Genomic DNA, 16,200 nt, shown 5'->3' with positions numbered 1-16,200 from the left:
GTAATGGTTTACTTATTGGTTAATTCCAACTGGCGACTAGACTTTTCGGGTTTCATCTGCAAGGGAAGGTATTCATTGTTCGCCCACAACGAGTTCATATTGCGATATAGCTTGCTTTGTACCCATCCAGATTGGCCTGTCTGATAAACAAAGAGTGATTTCTCCAGATCCGCTAAATCATAGATTGTCCGTAAGCTTGGCGCCTGTAGTGTTTCATAGGGATTCTCGGACTGCATCAGCTCAAGTCGCCCCACGTTGATAGAAAAGCTATCTCCAGCGAAGGGGGTTCTGATATTAAATAGTTCGCCCAGTAAAGGCACCTTGCTAAATGGACGATGCTCGGAGATGGCAATGTGCGCTTTGCCCCAAACCCAAGATTTGGGGTCGTCACCATATTCCTTATTTAAATATTCCAAAGCTTTACCAAGTGCATTGTTGGAAGAGTCCTGGCAAGATTCAACCTGCTGCGTTTTAGGATCGTCACACCAGGGGCTATTGGGATTCTTGATTTGATTAATGAGTGGTGCCCGGTAATTGCGCGAACCATAAGTTTCGGTAAATAGATAACTTAATCTGGAGAAAAGATTGCGTGTTAACTGGTCTGCCCAGGCATTAAAAATCAGTGCGCCTGCGCTATTTTTTTTCATATCACCATCAAAACTTCTGCCAATTTCCATTGCTTGCGCGCTCAATGGATGGGGGCTCTGGCTGGTTTTGAATAATTCTAATAATGGTGTTGCCCCAAGCGATAGGGTATCGCCCTGCATAGTTTTCATATCATCAGCGGAGTGAATATTTTTAGATTTAATGAGATCAACAATACGGTTATAACGTGTTGGCAAGTCCCAATCACCCGTTAAAGGATTGGGATCATTGGCTGCGATAATTTTTTGATTGGCTGTTGCTATCCAGTCTTGCTCTGGGTTATTGCTGGCAGGAAGCTGTTCAAAAGGCACATAGCCGTTCCAGTCATACTGCCGTTCCCAGCCAGGCGCTGGCGCTACACCATAAAGACCATGGTGCAGAATTCTTTTGGGAGCCATTCCCGCTGCTTGATAGGCAATATTACCTTCGATATCCGCCATGACCACGTTTTGCATCGGAGCGTAATTTTTTCTTAGTGCTTGCTTGAATTGATCTAGATCGGCTGCGCGATTCATATCCAATAATCCAGCAACAGATTGGTTTTCAATATCGAGCGCCGTCCAGCGGAAAGCAAGAGCAAAGCGATCCGTATCAATCGTACGCTTGGCTTTTGCATAGGAATCAGAGATGACAGGACCATGTCGAGTTTCTTTTACTAAGAAAGTCAGCGATGGAGATCCCTTGATATCAATAATCTCTTGATGTACTTTGAATGGAAGTGGTCCATCAGGACCCCGATACATGCCCGGATTCTTCAAGTCAATTTGCTCAATGTATAAATCTTGAACATCAGGCCCGGTATTGGTAAAGCTCCATGCAAACTTATCTGTTCTACCCAAAACTACTGCAGGTATTCCGGGAAGGGTTCCGCCGATTACATTTAAACCGGGGGCCTCTAGATGAGCAAAGTACCAGACAGCAGGAGCAGACAGCCCTAGATGGGGGTCGTTAGCTAATAATGGCTTGCCAGAAGTGCTTAGCTTGCCACTCAAAGCCCAGTTATTCGAGCCGATACCATCCCTTGCTCCCATTTGATCTAACTGGCTCAACTCGGTTGCAGGCAAATTCTGAGGCTTGCTTTCTGCTGGACCGGGAGAGGTGTGAAAAACACTCAACTGTCTATACAACTTAGAAAAATCTACATTGCTGACGGGTTCATCTGCCTCATATGGCGGCACCACCTCCCAAACTTGTTTGGTTGTGAGGTATTGGGATAACTCAAGCCTTTGTAATTCTTTCTGCCAATTTCCACCTAAGTCATACGCCATCATGAGCATCCAGGCGACGCTATCTGTTGGTGACCAATGACCTGGTTTTGAACCTGTTAGGAAATACTCAACTGGGAGCGCCCAACCCAATTGCGCATTACCAGCATTGACGCCATCGGCATAGGCTTGTAGTAGACGCTTGGCAGAAACAGGATAACGATCGAATTGGCGTTCAGCTGCACGCTTAATGCCGAGGGTGCGTACAAAGCGATCAATTTTTACGGTGTCATTACCCAAGATTTCTGAAAGTCGACCGCTCGCAATGCGTCGATTCATTTCCATTTGCCAGGAGCGTTCACTAGCATGTAGGTAGCCTAAAGCAAAGTAGGCATCTGCTTGGCTTTTTGCATTGATATGCGGAATGTCAGACGCATCAAAGGTAATGGCAACAGAATCACCCAGACTTTTAATTGCGCGTTTGCCGGAGATATTGGATTGGGCAGAATATAAATAGGCAAGAGTGACTGCTAAACCAATGATGAGGCAGGGTCCTATTAGCCATAGGCCAGCCCGTACAAGTTTCCTAAGCCCCGATGATTTTGCCGGTAAATTCATGGATATATTCTAGATGTTTTATTCATCTTACCCTTGGGTGGCGGGGCATATAGGGCTCCAGGGCCCTATATGGGGCTTGCGTGCTAAAATTTCGCTTGTCTTGATTTATTTAGCACGGCTTTATTGTTGATGCGAGCCCGAGTGGTGAAATCGGTAGACACAGCAGATTTAAAATCTGCCGACTCAAAAAAGTCGTGCCGGTTCGATTCCGGCCTCGGGCACCAAAGACACTTCTACCTCGTTTATGAATTTACCCAAACTTCTCATTTGCTCAAGCTTGATCTTTTCATCTCTCGCATGGGGCGTAGACGTTCTGGAATTTAATTGCAAGCGCACAGAAAAAGGCTACACCGAAGAGTATGAGATGAAAATGACTCTTGCTTCGGGCGCCCAAAAGGCCAAGATCTTTTTAGATGATCGCGACCTAGATCAGTCAGATATGTATGGAGCACAAGTCGTCAAGAGCATCACCTTGGCGCGACCCAATATTTTGATATTGATAGAGGCAAATTTTCAGCCTGAAGAAATTATGGGGGTTTCTTATCCTGCAGGTAATGTCATCACCAACATTACCCTTGACCCAGTAACTGGCAAGTTCAGGAAGGTCGAGAAAATACAGGGTGGTATCTTGGGCGCAACTATTGGAAACGGCACGCACACTAGTGAAGAAACTTGTTTTCCCTCGAAAGCGCCATACAGGACTAAGTAAAGCTTAGTTTGGCTCTGTCACAAACCCAAGCTTAGTTAAGCCAGCGCGGCGCGATGCAGCCAAGACCTGCGCAACATATTCATACTTCACGGATTTATCAGCGCGCAGATTAATCTCTGGTTGAGGCTCTTTCTGGGCAGCTTTTTCTGCATAGCCATCGAAGGTCTTCAAATCAATCGGGGTGCTATTCCAGAAGATCTGACCATTAGCATCAATCGAGAGTTGAACTGACTCTGGCTTTACTTCATTGCGAACGCTATTGGCCTTTGGAAGCTCAATCTTCACTGCTTGTTGAATGACGGGCAGTGTGATGATGAAAATAATCAATAGCACCAACATGACATCCACCATCGGTGTCATGTTGATTTCCGACATAATGTTGTCGTCGTTTTGGTCGTCTTGTATATGAAAAGACATGACTATTCTCCGGAATTAACGCGGGCACCAGTAACAAAGTAGGCTAATAGATCATTGCCAAAGCGATTAAGGTCAGCTACAAACAATTTATTGGCGCGATTAATGGCGTTAAAGGCAAGAACCGCAGGAATCGCTACAGCCAAGCCAAGGGCGGTCATGATGAGTGCCTCGCCAATGGGGCCAGCCACTTGATCCAGTTGAGCACTTCCAGAGCTACTGATCGCGATCAGGGCGTGATAGATACCCCAGACGGTGCCAAACAAACCAATAAATGGAGCGATAGCGCCTGTAGATCCTAAGAAGGTTAAGCCCTTCTGCAATCCCGCTGCAATGCTGTCAACGCTATTTTTAAGGCTTCTTGCCATCCACTCAGAGTAGTTCAGTGTTTGCAGTAATTCACGGTGGTTGGTCGATTGACTTTGATGATGCGCAGATGCTTTAGTCGCAGACTTGGCAATTTGATAGTAAGGATTGACGGCATGATTGCTAAATGCTTGTAAGCCTTGATCAAATGAAGTGGCACGCCAGAATTGCTCAAGTTCAGGTTTGAGTTTGCGTAGATTACGTAAATCCCAAAGTCGAGTGAGCAAAATGACCCAAGTCACAATAGAGCAGATGAGCAGGGCAATTGCTACAAATCGAGTAATCGCATCGCCTTCAAGCCAGAGATTTGCTATGCCAAATGGTGTATTCATATTGATTAATTCTTGAGGTTAAATTTGATTAAAAGATTGGTGGAAATTCTTTGGGGTGAACCATTTACTAAAAAAGGTTTAAAGCGATAACGTTTGCCGATATCGGTTGCAGCGCGATCTAGTCTAGGGAAGGTGCTCGATTGAAGTAATGCTACATCTTCTACGTTGCCACTTTCATCAATAATTAAGCGCACTACCACTGCACCTTGTTCCCCAGAACGCTTTGAGAATGATGGGTAATAGGCATCTGCATCAGGTTGATAAACCACAACCAGTTTACCAATGTCAGTCTGAATAGGTGTACCGCTAGCACCCCCACTAGTAGCAGGGGCTACAGATGCATTTTGTTGTTGGGCGTCAGATTTGCTTTGAGCCTGGTTTTGCTGTGTTTGTTGTGGTGCCTGGGTAGGGCTAGGCTTTTCTACGGGCTTTTCTTTGGGTTTCTCCTGAACTGCTTTCTTTTCTTCTTTTGGTTTGGGCGGGGTAGCAGCAGGAGGTTGCTGGGTTTTAGAAGCTTCTGGACTAACCAAATTGGCCATGACGCGCTCATCATCCATTTGAGGCGGTCGCTGACTAAAGTGCAAAAACTCGAGCGCAGGAAGCGCATGTAGTAGCACTACGATGCCAATAATGATGCGTTCAGATTTATTGAACGGTAGAAAATCGTCTATCTTTTTCAGAAAGGCGCTCATCTTATTTCACCCAAGATGCGCGCTTCAACAGCATGCGAAGTTAAATCGGCAGACATTAAATCTTGCGCCATGAGCAATAGTGACTCTTCATTCTTGCTGCTCAGGAATAGTATTGCTCCATGTTCATTACTAGAGCTTGTAACTTTAAGATTCTCAAGTTGTCTTTTGAGCTGCCTAACCACAGCATCACTGGTATCAATCAGCGTAATAGATTCGCCTAGCAGTTTACGAATGGCTTTTCTCAAGAAGGGGTAATGCGTGCAGCCTAGCACCAAGGTATCGGCGCCGGCATCCTGAATGGGCTCAAGATGTTTTGCTAGCAACTCTAAGGTTTCTTCGTTATCCGCTTTACCAGACTCTATCAACGGTACCAATCCTGCGCCAGCTTGTTTGATGAACTGACAATCAACTGGTAGGGTATTTAATAAAGCGTTGAACTTATCGCTCTTGAGAGTCGCCTCAGTAGCGAGGACGCCTACAATATTATTTTGCGATTGCATGGCTGCTGGCTTAATGCCCGGCTCAACCCCAATGATCGGAACAGAAATTGACTCCCGAATTTGTTTAATCGCTTCAGCAGTTGCGGTGTTGCAGGCAACTACGATGGCGTTACATCCTTTGCTGGCTAGATAGTTGCAAAGGACGAGGCTGCGCCTTGCAATCCAGTCACTTGATTTTTCGCCGTAAGGCGCGTTGGCTGAATCGGCAAGATAAATATAGTCATGCTGGGGCAGCTGACGCAGAGCCTCATCCAATACGGACAAGCCTCCAACGCCAGAATCAAAAACCCCGATGAGTGCCAATGTGGACTATGCTTACTCTGTAATGAAGTTGTTAGGGTGTTAAGCAATCTTCACTGGAATACCAGCAATCTTCGCTTGCCATTCACGTGGACCTTCATTGTGCATCGAGATGCCTTCTGAATTTACCGCAACAGTGACTGGCATGTCTTTGACATCAAACTCATAAATGGCTTCCATGCCTAAATCGGCAAAGCCAACTACTTTAGAAGTTTGAATGGCTTTAGATACCAAGTATGCAGCGCCGCCAACAGCCATTAAGTAAGCTGACTTATGTTTCTTGATGGCTTCAATCGCCTCTGGTCCGCGCTCAGCTTTACCAATCATCGAGATCAAGCCAGTTTTGGCAAGCATCATCTCAGTAAATTTATCCATACGAGTTGCAGTAGTAGGGCCTGCTGGGCCAACTGCCTCATCACGTACTGGATCAACTGGGCCAACGTAATAGATCACGCGATTTTTAAAGCTTACTGGCAACTCTTCGCCTTTAGCGAGCATGTCTTGAATGCGCTTATGAGCGGCATCACGACCAGTCAAAATCTTGCCGTTCAGCAATAGTGTTTCACCTAGCTTCCAACCAGCCACTTCTTCAGCAGTGAGGGTGTCTAAATTTACGCGCTTGGATTTTTGAACATCGGGCGTCCAAGTTACATCTGGCCAGTCTGAGAGTGAAGGAGCTTCGAGTTTTGCAGGGCCATCTCCATGCAAATGGAAATGAATGTGACGAGTCGCTGCGCAATTCGGAATCATGGCTACTGGTAATGAAGCAGCATGCGTTGGGTAATCCAAGATTTTGATGTCGAGCACAGTGGCTAAACCACCTAGGCCTTGAGCGCCGATGCCGAGTTTGTTTACTTTTTCATAGAGCTCGAGACGTAGTTCATCAACGCGATTTTTAGGTCCTCGCTCAATGAGTTCTTGAATATCAACGGGACCCATTAAGGCTTCTTTAGCCATGAGCATCGCTTTTTCTGGTGTGCCGCCAATACCAATGCCGAGGATGCCTGGAGGGCACCAACCTGCGCCCATCGTAGGAACGGTCTTTAAAACCCAATCCACAATGGAATCGGAAGGGTTGAGCATGACCATCTTGGCTTTGTTTTCTGAGCCACCACCTTTAGCCGCACAAATCACTTCAACATCATCACCCGGGACGATTTCATAGTGGATGACAGCAGGAGTGTTATCCCCAGTATTTTTGCGTTTACCTGCCGGATCTGTCAACACAGAAGCGCGCAACATATTGTCAGGGTTGAGGTACGCGCGACGCACGCCTTCATTCACCATATCGGTGACGCTCATGGTCGCATCAGGCCATTGAACATTCATGCCGATTTTGAGAAAGACCACAGCAATCCCGGTGTCTTGGCACATTGGCCTGTGACCTTCGGCGCACATACGGCTGTTGGTCAAAATTTGGGCAATCGCATCTTTGGCACCATGACCTTGTTCCAATTCATAAGCCTTGCCCATGGCGGTAATAAAGTCCTTGGGATGGTAGTAGGAAATGAATTGAAATGCGTCCGCAACGCTTTGAATCAGGTCGTTTTGTTTGATATTGGTCATGGTTATCTGCTTATTTCCACATTATTAGTAAGGTTTGCCCTATTTTAAGGGTTTGCCATAGAGCAAATCCCAAGTGTTTTCACTTATCTTCTAAGGTCTTGAGACTCTAAATATGCCATTTTGCGACATTTTCTCGCATTTGTTGTTGATTTTAGATTATTGATTATTAGATAGAGGGCTGTGAAGCATGGAACCATTAAAGCAAGAAAACCGCGTTTTTAACCCACCTGCAGACTTTGTAAAGGGTGCGGCAATTCCAGGTATGGAGGCTTATAACAAGCTCTGTGCTGAAGCCAATTCAGATTACGATGGTTTTTGGGGTCGTCTTGCAAAAGAGAACCTCTATTGGAAAAAGCCCTTTACCAAGGTTTTAGATGAATCCAAGGCGCCTTTCTACAAATGGTTTGAAGATGGCACCACTAATGCTTCATACAACTGTTTGGATCGCCAAGTTGAAGCTGGCTTAGGTGATAAGACAGCCATTATTTTTGAAGCAGATGACGGCACAGTTACTAAAGTAACTTACAAAGAGATGCTCGAGCGTGTTTGCAAAATGGCAAACGCATTGCGCAAGATGGGCGTTAAGTCTGGCGACAGCGTCATCATTTACATGGCAATGACGATTGAAGGCATTGTTGCTATGCAGGCATGTGCGCGTATTGGCGCAATTCATTCTGTAGTGTTTGGTGGTTTCTCTGCCCAAGCGTTGCGTGACCGCATTATGGACGTGGGTGCGGTTGCAGTGATTACTGCTGATGGCCAGTTCCGCGGTGGCAAAGCATTGCCACTCAAAGCAATTTGTGACGAAGCGCTTTCCACAGGCGAATGCCCTAAAGTTAAGCATGTCATCGTGAGCAAGCGTACTGGTACTGATATCACGATGCAAGCAGGGCGTGACGTTTGGATGCAAGAGATCGTAGCCAATGAAGCGACAACTTGTGAGCCAGAGTGGGTAAGCGCTGAACATCCATTGTTCATTTTGTACACATCTGGTTCAACCGGTAAGCCAAAGGGTGTACAGCACTCAACAGGTGGCTACCTTTTGTGGGCCATTCTCACAATGAAGTGGACTTTCGACATCAAGCCTAATGACGTGTTCTGGTGTACTGCCGACATTGGTTGGGTAACGGGTCACTCTTATATTACTTATGGCCCACTCGCAGTTGGCGCCACTGAGATCGTATTTGAAGGCGTGCCAACCTATCCAAATGCTGGCCGTTTCTGGGACATGATCCAAAAACACAAAGCCTCCATTTTCTACACTGCACCGACTGCAATTCGTTCATTGATCAAAGCATCAAGCAATGACGAAGCAGTGCATCCAAAGAGCTACGATTTATCATCACTGCGTCTCTTGGGTTCTGTTGGTGAGCCAATCAATCCTGAAGCATGGATGTGGTACTACGAGCATGTTGGTAATTCAAAGTGCCCAATCGCAGATACGTTCTGGCAAACAGAAACTGGTGGTCACATGATTTCACCATTGCCAGGCGCAACCCCAATGATTCCAGGTTCATGCACATTGCCATTGCCAGGTATTCAGGCGGCGATTGTGGATGAGGCTGGTGTAGACGTTCCTAATGGTCAAGGCGGTATTCTGGTTGTGAAGCGTCCATGGCCTTCCATGATTCGTACGATTTGGAATGATGCAGATCGTTTCGTGAAGTCTTATTTCCCAGAAGAGTTGGGTGGCACCTTGTATCTTGCTGGTGACGGCGCAATTCGTAATAAAGATACTGGCTACTTCACCATTACTGGTCGTATCGATGACGTATTGAACGTTTCTGGTCACCGCATGGGAACCATGGAGATTGAATCTTGCTTAGTGGCTAACCCATTGGTTGCTGAAGCAGCAGTTGTGGGTCGTCCTGACGAGCTGACTGGTGAAGCCATTTGCGTCTTCGTCGTTCTGAAGGGTGGTCGCCCAACTGGTGATGAGGCCAAGAAACTTGCTACTGAGTTACGTAACTGGGTAGGTAAGGAGATCGGTCCGATCGCTAAGCCTAAAGATGTTCGTTTCGGTGATAACTTGCCTAAGACCCGTTCCGGTAAGATCATGCGCCGTCTCTTGCGTGTAATCGCTAAAGGGGAAGAAGTGACTCAAGACACCTCAACCCTGGAAAATCCACATATCTTGGACCAGCTCAAAGAGTCTCTGTAATAAGCTAAATCATGATTTAGACCAAACCCCTTCGGGAATCGTATAATCATCGGTTCCGGAAGGGTGGATGAGCGGTTTAAGTCACACGCCTGGAAAGCGTGCGTAGGTTAATAGCCTACCGCGGGTTCGAATCCCGCCTCTTCCGCCAAGCATCAAGAAAACCACCTTCGGGTGGTTTTTTCTTTGGAACTTACCGTAATATCTTCCTAATTGAGATTCAAAAATAAAACCAATTAAAAGATGGAGAAAACATGATCTATGCAATTTTGTTGATGGATAAGCCTGGTACTGCTGACTTGCGAGTGCAAATCCGACCAGAGCATCGCGCTTACTTGGCGCAACTTTCTGACCGCATGGCTTTTGCTGGACCGATGACTTCTGATGACGGTAAGACTACAGTTGGTAGCTTGCTCGCAATCGACTTTCCTAGCAGGGCAGATGTGGAAGCTTGGTTAAAGGATGAGCCCTATACCAAGGCGGGTGTTTATGAAAAGCCAATCATCCATGTATTTAATAATATGTGGGAGCAAAAAGCAGGCTTTCCGCCAGCAAAATAAACCCATAATTTAAGCGGGGCTGTTACTTTTGGTATATCATCTGGTGATATATCATGAGTGATGGGAAATCGTGGAGTTATCACTCTTTTAGATCTGCACCAAGAGGTCATTGATCAAGGCGATGGTTACTGGGTAAAGATTGAGGCTTGGGAGGTAGCTGTTAGCGAGGCAGTACCGCACGGGGTGCGCTATTCATTAACCTTACACAACCCCAAAGGCTTGCGAATTTTGGGTTATGACAATGCTCATGCGGTAAGGCTTAGAGCAGGCTATTCAGGTAGAAAATTGGCATTCGATCACAGGCATCGTAGTTCAAGTGACCCAGGCGTTGTCTATGAGTTTAGGGATGCGCACCAACTCCTAAGTGATTTTTTTGTCGATGTTGATAAAGTCTTAAAGGTAGATAAAGATATATGAAAGTCATCAAAATAGGGATTGCATCACAAAAAGATATTAGGGCACGCGTCTTGGCCATTGCTAAAGGCGATCTAAAACCAAAAGCATCTGATCCGAAGATATGGTTTACCTCGATGCGTTCACTGGCGCAGGTATTGAGCGACGAAAACAGGGCTCTTTTACATGTCATTAGAGCAACTAAGCCTGTATCGATTTCTGAGTTGGCAGAGCTTACCGGAAGAAAGCAGGGGAACTTATCACGCACGCTAAAAACAATGTCTCATTACGGCTTAGTCAAAATGCTCCAAGAGGCCAAGGCCCTGAGGCCCGTGGCATGTGGCGATCGCTACGAAATCAGTATTCAATAATTTAAAGCGGCTTTATCTGTAGCTTTCTAAATTTAATGACGCCACCAGCAGATTGCAGTGCGATGGGGCCTTCAGAATATTTGCTATCTTGGCCATTAGCTACCGTGACTACACCATTCATCAAGACCTTAAAGTTGGAGCCATTTGCAACAATCTCCATGGTGTTCCAGCGTCCACCGGCCTTAGGTACCGGGTCAACTTTAGCAACATCCACAATTGCGCCGGTTGCGTACGCTTGTTCAGGGCGGGTATCCCAAATATTGATTTCATAACAAGTGGATTGACTCACCTTGTTAGGGTCTTGGCAGCGAATGAAAATACCGCTATTCGTATTAGACTCAGCATAAAACTCAGCCTTGATGACAAAGTTTTTGTAGGTCTTAGTGCTGACTAAAAAACCATTGGGCTTATTGCCTTCGACAATGCCGTTACCAATGACCCAGTTGGCACTTCCAATAATGTTCCACCCACTCAAACTCACGCCATCAATCAGATCAGTAAACCCGTCTGCATTTTGGGCGTTAGCAACACCACCGATTGATAGGGCGGCAAGGCACGCAATAGATAAGGCCAGTTTTTTGAGGAATGTTTTCATGGGTCTCCTGAGGGGGTATATTTATTATTCTGCGTTCATTTTAATTGTTACTGATATTGGCCTATAAAGACAAGTAGATGCTTTCCCTCACAAACCCCCGAATAAAGCGATGGTCTCTGCGTCTAGTGGGGCTTTTTATTCTGATAGCCGCCTTATTTTGGTTGGGAAGCCAATTGTTGTTGCCTGGGTTGATTAAAAAGTCCCTAACTGAATATGGCAACACGATTGGTTATGAGATCTCCTATCAAGACCTCAGTCTTTCTCCATTGCGGCTGAGGGTGGAGCTTGATGGCCTCCACTTGGCAAAAGAGGGTGGTTCTAAATTACTGGAATTTAAAAAGCTAGCAATTACCCTCAAGTGGACAAAGCTGGCTATAGGGGAGCTGGGCTTTGATGAGATTTTGCTGGAAGAGCCTAAAGTGTTGGTCGAGAAGAATCTACCTAAGGGCATGCACGCAGGGTCCTGGAATTGGCAGGAATTAATTGCTGCCATTGAAAAGGCGATGCCTCCTACAGATCCCAAGGAGCTCAAGAAGCCTCTCAAAATATCGATCGATGAATTTATCGTCAGCTCAGCTTCTTTAAGTTTGGTGGATGATTCGAGCAAATTAAAAGAATCACTCAACCCGTTTACGATGAGGTTGCTTGATGTAGCAAATTACGATAAGAATGGTTTGGTAACCGGGGTCCGTGGTCAATACGACTTTAATCTTGGTGCCTTGCAGTTATTAATACCTGGAATCAATAAAAATATTGCGTATCGCCATGTTGCTATTACAGGTGGATTAGATAATCCTCAGCCAGATAACTTAGGTGCGCAGCTCAACTTGAGGCTAGATGAGGGTGAGATACGCTCACACTGGGATTTCAATACCAGCTCGAAGTCAGTTAATGGCAAGTTAGAGATTCACAGTCTTGCAACCTCGCCAATCGTCGCTCTATTGCCAGCTAATAAAGAGCTCATCGGTACCAGTGGCTTGATGAATGGCGATCTAATCGTGAAGATAGGCGGTGAGACTGATTCGGTTGCGGGCGATATTCATATTGCAGACTTAGCAATACTAGAAAAAGGGCAAAAAAATCCACTGATTGTTTGGAAGATGGCAGATATTCATCAATTTGAATATCAATCCGTTAAGTCAAAACAAGGTTCCAAAAATAGTCTCGCGATAGATGAGTTGGCCATTGATGCGCCAACCCTGCAATTTGAAATTAATGAAGAAGGCTTCTCAAACTTTAGAAGGTTATTTGCTAAGCCAACAACAGAATTAAAGTCCGAGCCTGTAGCTGGGTCTAAGGTAAGTACTCCCTCCACATTTAATTTAGATATTCGATCTACTCTTCTGAAAAATGGGGAAGTGTACTTTTCGGATATGGCGATGCGTCCTAATTTTAAGGTGGATGTGAAGAAATTCAATGCCACCCTTTTGGGGGTCAGCAATACTCCTGGTCGATTTGCCACTGTGGCGATGGATGGCGTTGTTGCTGGCTCGGGAAGTATGCGAGTAAAAGGTCAGGCATCATTTGATGACCCACGACGTAATCATGACATCTTGATGAGTTTTAGAAACCTTCCGCTGACTGCCTTCAATCCTGCAGTCATGACATTCGCAGGCTATCAAATTACCAGTGGAAGACTAAACCTCAATCTCAATTACAAATCCAAAGATGGCGAACTCAACGGAAGTAATCAGATCATTATTAAGAAGGTGGTGCTGGGTGATGAGGTGACGGACTTTACTGGCAAAAAATTACCACTAGGCTTAGCAATTGCTTTGTTAGAAGACTCTGATGACACGATTGACGTCACGGTTCGCATCGCAGGCAATGTTGACTCCCCAGAATTTAGTGCCAGTGGGTTGGTTTGGCAGGCCATTAGTAATGTTCTAACAAACGTAGCAACAGCACCGTTTAGAGCCCTTGCATCTATTTTAGGAATGGGTGGCGAAGAGGGTGTTAATGCAGTGCCTGGAGAAGCAGTCTTTCTGGTTGCAGATCAAGATCGCCTAGAAAAATTTGGCGAGTATCTAGTAAAGCGCCCGAATTCGAGCTTAGAGATCATCGGCACTTACGACCCCGTACAAGATAAACAGGCGCTTGCCCGGGCTAAAGCCGATGCAGCGATATTGATTGATGCTGGATTTAAGTTGGCCCCCGGTGAGCCAGTACCCACCCCATCATTTACAGATCCGAAAGTACAGTCAGGCCTGAAGGCGGCATATGCCCAATACATAGGGCGCATTAAGCTTGGCCAACGTCTTTTGACACTCCCAGATGGCGAGAAGCGCAATGAGCAACTGCATGAGGAGTTGATTGCTGGAATAGAGATCACTGATGCCGAGCTTAAAGAATTGGCAAAAAGTAGGGCGAAGACGGCCTTTGGATTCATGGTTAAGGCTGACCCCAGCCTTAAGGAGCGTATTCAGCTGGGAGACGTGAAGACTGTAGAGGCAGGAAAAGAGGGTATACCTCTCGATGTTGAGATCAGAATCAAGTAGACTTGAGGTCATGAATTCAACAAAATTGCGCATTATTTCCGTCATCTCATTGATTGCTAGCCTTGGCCTAGTAGGCTGCGGCTCCATTGAATCAGCTGCTCAGGACGACTGTACTTCGATTGGCTGGCAAATCGGTAGTAAGGGCTACCAGGATTGCTACAAAGCCCGACTGTATGAGCGCAAGTTGGACTACTCAATGCCTCCTGGCGATAAGCCTTCACCATCCCTCCTATAGTAGGGTAAACCCTTAGTTAAAGTCCTTGAGCGCCGTCAAGGACATAGGACCTTAAATAACCCAAAATTATGCGTTATTTTGCGTATTGATGACCGGCTAAGTATTTGGCTTAGCAGGGTTTTTTGATGCGCAAAGTGGGATAAGGCTCTGCATTGGTGCTGAGTACAAAATAGCAATAAATAGAAAATTAGAGACTACGAACTATGAATCATCCAAAGCCTTCTGGAGAAGTCAAAGCAGTTGCCGTTGCAACCGCAGATGATTTGAGGGAAACCATTCGCCGTAAAAGTAAGTTAAAAGGTCGCCAGGCTGATGATATTTCCGTTGCTGAAGTTCGTCAGCTTATTGGTAACGCGCCACATCGTCGTGATCTATTAATTGAAAATCTTCACAAGCTTAATGATGAGTATCGCGCTTTGCATGATCGTCATTTAGTGGCATTAGCTAAGGAAATGAATCTGCCGATGGCAGAGGTGTATGAAGTAGCAACTTTCTATCATCACTTTGAAGTAGTGCGTGGCAATGATCCAGTAGCAGACATTCTTATTCGTGTTTGTGATGGCATTGCCTGTGAGTTAGCTGGAGCACAAAATCTATTAGCCAAGTTGCCAAGCATTTTAGGTAATCCTAATATCAAAGTTGCTGCAGCTCCTTGTGTAGGGCGTTGCGAGCAAGCCCCTGTTGCAGTAGTTCATCAATATCCAGTTCTGTTTGCAACTACAGACAAAGTACAAGCAGCCGTTAATAACAAGTTGACCACTCAGCCAATGGCTAAAGATGATGCCGTCTTTGATCCTGCTGCTTTAGCGGAGCAGGGCATATCTCCCCAGGGTGAGATGCAGGCTGTTTCTCCTGACTATGTTGGTTACGAGTCTTATCGTGCTCAAGGCGGTTACGCTTTGGCCAAAGAGATTTTCGAAGGCAAGAAAGATGCTGAAAGCATCATCAAGGCGATGGAAAGCTCTGGCTTACGTGGTTTAGGTGGCGCAGGTTTCCCAGCGGGTCGTAAGTGGCGCATTGTTAAAGATCAGATTGCCCCTAAATTGATGGCAGTGAACATCGACGAAGGTGAGCCAGGAACATTTAAAGACCGCACTTACTTAGAACGCGATCCACATCGTTTTTTAGAGGGGCTTCTCATTGCCGCAAGCGTGGTTGGTATTGATGCTTGCTACATCTATTTGCGTGATGAGTACCACGGCTGCCGTGAGTTGCTTGAAGCTGAATTAGTAAAACTCAAAGCCAATCCGCCATTCAAATTACCGAGCATTGAACTACGTCGTGGCGCTGGCGCCTACATCTGCGGTGAAGAATCCGCGATGATTGAAAGTATTGAAGGTAAACGCGGTGAGCCGCGTATGCGTCCACCGTACATCGCTCAAGTCGGCTTATTTGGTAGACCGACGCTCGAGCACAACTTTGAAACTCTGTACTGGGTGCGTGACATTGTTCAGCGCGGACCAGAATGGTTCAGTTCATTCGGTCGTCATGATCGCAAGGGCTTGCGTAGCTTTAGCGTTAGCGGACGCGTGAACAAGCCTGGCGTGAAGTTGGCACCTGCCGGTATCACGATTCAAGAATTGATTGATGAGTACTGTGGCGGCATGCAAGATGGTCACAAGTTCTACGGCTATTTGCCTGGTGGTGCATCAGGCGGTATTTTGCCTGCGACCATGAATGATATTCCTCTGGACTTTGATACTTTGCAGCCATACGGATGCTTTATTGGCTCTGCCGCTGTCATGGTGTTTAGTGATAAAGACAAGGCGCGCGATATGGCGCTCAACGTCATGCATTTCTTTGAGCATGAGAGCTGCGGTCAATGTACGCCTTGCCGCGTAGGTACTGGTAAGGCAGCTAAGTTGATGCAAGCAAAGTCGTGGGATCAAGAAACTTTAGAAGACTTGGCAACTGTGATGGTAGATGCGTCTATTTGCGGCCTAGGTCAGGCTGCCCCAAATCCTATTCGTTGTATTCATAAATATTTCCCTGAAGAAGTTGCATAAGGAAGTCGCTTAAACAATATTCAGGGAATAACGAGAC

15 protein-coding genes and 2 tRNA genes are annotated in these 16,200 nt (G+C 46.0%); 10 read left to right on the top strand and 7 right to left on the bottom strand.

Annotated elements, in window-relative coordinates; all coding sequences use genetic code 11:
• Nucleotides 1–8: 8 nt before the first annotated feature.
• Nucleotides 9–2,468, bottom strand: coding sequence for a penicillin acylase family protein (locus ICV90_RS06015; RefSeq protein ID WP_215357034.1), 2,460 nt, complete (start codon nt 2,466–2,468; stop codon nt 9–11).
• 135 nt (nt 2,469–2,603) lie between these two features.
• Here ICV90_RS06015 and ICV90_RS06010 point away from each other — a divergent pair.
• Together ICV90_RS06010 and ICV90_RS06005 are read left to right on the top strand one after the other, a co-directional pair.
• Nucleotides 2,604–2,692 (top strand) — tRNA-Leu (locus ICV90_RS06010).
• Nucleotides 2,693–2,712: 20 nt separating this feature from the next.
• A complete protein-coding gene (locus ICV90_RS06005; protein ID WP_251367699.1) occupies nt 2,713–3,177 on the top strand; it encodes a hypothetical protein in 465 nt (154 codons plus the stop codon).
• A 3-nt stretch (nt 3,178–3,180) separates the two neighbouring features.
• Here ICV90_RS06005 and ICV90_RS06000 read toward each other — a convergent pair whose 3' ends face one another.
• The 5 genes from ICV90_RS06000 to ICV90_RS05980 are packed head-to-tail and all read right to left on the bottom strand — an operon-like array spanning nt 3,181 to nt 7,347.
• Nucleotides 3,181–3,594, bottom strand: a complete 414-nt coding sequence (locus ICV90_RS06000) for a biopolymer transporter ExbD (protein ID WP_215357032.1) — start codon at nt 3,592–3,594, stop codon at nt 3,181–3,183.
• 2 nt (nt 3,595–3,596) lie between these two features.
• The gene (locus tag ICV90_RS05995) at nt 3,597–4,289 is read right to left on the bottom strand and encodes a MotA/TolQ/ExbB proton channel family protein (RefSeq protein WP_215357030.1); all 693 of its coding nucleotides are present in this window, start codon (nt 4,287–4,289) and stop codon (nt 3,597–3,599) included.
• Between the two features lie 5 nt (nt 4,290–4,294).
• Nucleotides 4,295–4,981 carry an energy transducer TonB gene (locus tag ICV90_RS05990; RefSeq protein WP_215357028.1) on the bottom strand — a complete coding sequence of 229 codons (687 nt, stop codon included), beginning with the start codon at nt 4,979–4,981 and terminating at the stop codon, nt 4,295–4,297.
• On the bottom strand, nt 4,978–5,784 hold the full coding sequence (gene murI / locus ICV90_RS05985; RefSeq protein ID WP_215357027.1) for a glutamate racemase: 807 nt from the start codon (nt 5,782–5,784) through the stop codon (nt 4,978–4,980). Before murI ends, ICV90_RS05990 begins: the two co-directional genes overlap by 4 nt.
• A gap of 39 nt (nt 5,785–5,823) precedes the next feature.
• Nucleotides 5,824–7,347, bottom strand: coding sequence for a fumarate hydratase (locus tag ICV90_RS05980; RefSeq protein WP_215357025.1), 1,524 nt, complete (start codon nt 7,345–7,347; stop codon nt 5,824–5,826).
• A 187-nt stretch (nt 7,348–7,534) separates the two neighbouring features.
• Between ICV90_RS05980 and acs the strand changes: the two genes are divergently transcribed.
• From acs to ICV90_RS05955, 5 genes are all read left to right on the top strand, one after another.
• Nucleotides 7,535–9,508, top strand: coding sequence for an acetate--CoA ligase (gene acs, locus ICV90_RS05975; RefSeq protein ID WP_215357023.1), 1,974 nt, complete (start codon nt 7,535–7,537; stop codon nt 9,506–9,508).
• Between the two features lie 57 nt (nt 9,509–9,565).
• Nucleotides 9,566–9,656, top strand: a tRNA-Ser gene (locus ICV90_RS05970).
• Nucleotides 9,657–9,759: 103 nt separating this feature from the next.
• Nucleotides 9,760–10,065 carry a YciI family protein gene (locus ICV90_RS05965; protein WP_215319997.1) on the top strand — a complete coding sequence of 102 codons (306 nt, stop codon included), beginning with the start codon at nt 9,760–9,762 and terminating at the stop codon, nt 10,063–10,065.
• Nucleotides 10,066–10,125: 60 nt separating this feature from the next.
• Entirely contained in the window at nt 10,126–10,482 is a 357-nt protein-coding gene (locus ICV90_RS05960) for a DUF6516 family protein (protein ID WP_215319995.1), read from the top strand.
• Nucleotides 10,479–10,829, top strand: coding sequence for a helix-turn-helix domain-containing protein (locus tag ICV90_RS05955; protein WP_072583575.1), 351 nt, complete (start codon nt 10,479–10,481; stop codon nt 10,827–10,829). Before ICV90_RS05960 ends, ICV90_RS05955 begins: the two co-directional genes overlap by 4 nt.
• Nucleotide 10,830: 1 nt before the next feature.
• On the opposite strand, the gene ICV90_RS05950 is transcribed toward ICV90_RS05955, so the two are convergent.
• Complete coding sequence (locus ICV90_RS05950) at nt 10,831–11,424, bottom strand: DUF1080 domain-containing protein (protein ID WP_215357021.1); 594 nt, start codon at nt 11,422–11,424, stop codon at nt 10,831–10,833.
• A 77-nt stretch (nt 11,425–11,501) separates the two neighbouring features.
• Here ICV90_RS05950 and ICV90_RS05945 point away from each other — a divergent pair, with 77 nt between their 5' ends.
• The 3 genes from ICV90_RS05945 to ICV90_RS05935 all read left to right on the top strand — a co-directional run bounded on the left by ICV90_RS05945 (nt 11,502) and on the right by ICV90_RS05935 (nt 16,163).
• Nucleotides 11,502–13,922, top strand: a complete 2,421-nt coding sequence (locus tag ICV90_RS05945) for a DUF748 domain-containing protein (RefSeq protein WP_215357019.1) — start codon at nt 11,502–11,504, stop codon at nt 13,920–13,922.
• A 10-nt stretch (nt 13,923–13,932) separates the two neighbouring features.
• On the top strand, nt 13,933–14,157 hold the full coding sequence (locus ICV90_RS05940) for a hypothetical protein (protein ID WP_215357017.1): 225 nt from the start codon (nt 13,933–13,935) through the stop codon (nt 14,155–14,157).
• A gap of 203 nt (nt 14,158–14,360) precedes the next feature.
• Entirely contained in the window at nt 14,361–16,163 is a 1,803-nt protein-coding gene (locus ICV90_RS05935; RefSeq protein WP_215357015.1) for an NAD(P)H-dependent oxidoreductase subunit E, read from the top strand.
• Nucleotides 16,164–16,200: the final 37 nt, after the last annotated feature.

It is taken from the genome of Polynucleobacter sp. JS-JIR-II-b4 (genome assembly GCF_018687815.1).
In the GTDB taxonomy this organism is placed as follows: Bacteria; Pseudomonadota; Gammaproteobacteria; order Burkholderiales; family Burkholderiaceae; genus Polynucleobacter.
This window is presented reverse-complemented; position numbering and strand designations above follow the sequence as displayed.

Bases quoted from the DNA above. Each gene is read 5' to 3' on its own strand.
- ICV90_RS05955 (WP_072583575.1), top strand. From the start codon at position 10,479: ATGAAAGTCATCAAAATAGGGATTGCATCACAAAAAGATATTAGGGCA.
- ICV90_RS05995 (WP_215357030.1), bottom strand. From the start codon at position 4,289: ATGAATACACCATTTGGCATAGCAAATCTCTGGCTTGAAGGCGATGCG.
- acs (WP_215357023.1), top strand. From the start codon at position 7,535: ATGGAACCATTAAAGCAAGAAAACCGCGTTTTTAACCCACCTGCAGAC.
- ICV90_RS06000 (WP_215357032.1), bottom strand. From the start codon at position 3,594: ATGTCTTTTCATATACAAGACGACCAAAACGACGACAACATTATGTCG.
- ICV90_RS05965 (WP_215319997.1), top strand. From the start codon at position 9,760: ATGATCTATGCAATTTTGTTGATGGATAAGCCTGGTACTGCTGACTTG.
- ICV90_RS05950 (WP_215357021.1), bottom strand. From the start codon at position 11,424: ATGAAAACATTCCTCAAAAAACTGGCCTTATCTATTGCGTGCCTTGCC.
- ICV90_RS05945 (WP_215357019.1), top strand. From the start codon at position 11,502: ATGCTTTCCCTCACAAACCCCCGAATAAAGCGATGGTCTCTGCGTCTA.
- ICV90_RS05990 (WP_215357028.1), bottom strand. From the start codon at position 4,981: ATGAGCGCCTTTCTGAAAAAGATAGACGATTTTCTACCGTTCAATAAA.
- ICV90_RS05940 (WP_215357017.1), top strand. From the start codon at position 13,933: ATGAATTCAACAAAATTGCGCATTATTTCCGTCATCTCATTGATTGCT.
- ICV90_RS06005 (WP_251367699.1), top strand. From the start codon at position 2,713: ATGAATTTACCCAAACTTCTCATTTGCTCAAGCTTGATCTTTTCATCT.
- ICV90_RS06015 (WP_215357034.1), bottom strand. From the start codon at position 2,468: ATGAATTTACCGGCAAAATCATCGGGGCTTAGGAAACTTGTACGGGCT.
- ICV90_RS05935 (WP_215357015.1), top strand. From the start codon at position 14,361: ATGAATCATCCAAAGCCTTCTGGAGAAGTCAAAGCAGTTGCCGTTGCA.
- ICV90_RS05980 (WP_215357025.1), bottom strand. From the start codon at position 7,347: ATGACCAATATCAAACAAAACGACCTGATTCAAAGCGTTGCGGACGCA.
- ICV90_RS05960 (WP_215319995.1), top strand. From the start codon at position 10,126: ATGGGAAATCGTGGAGTTATCACTCTTTTAGATCTGCACCAAGAGGTC.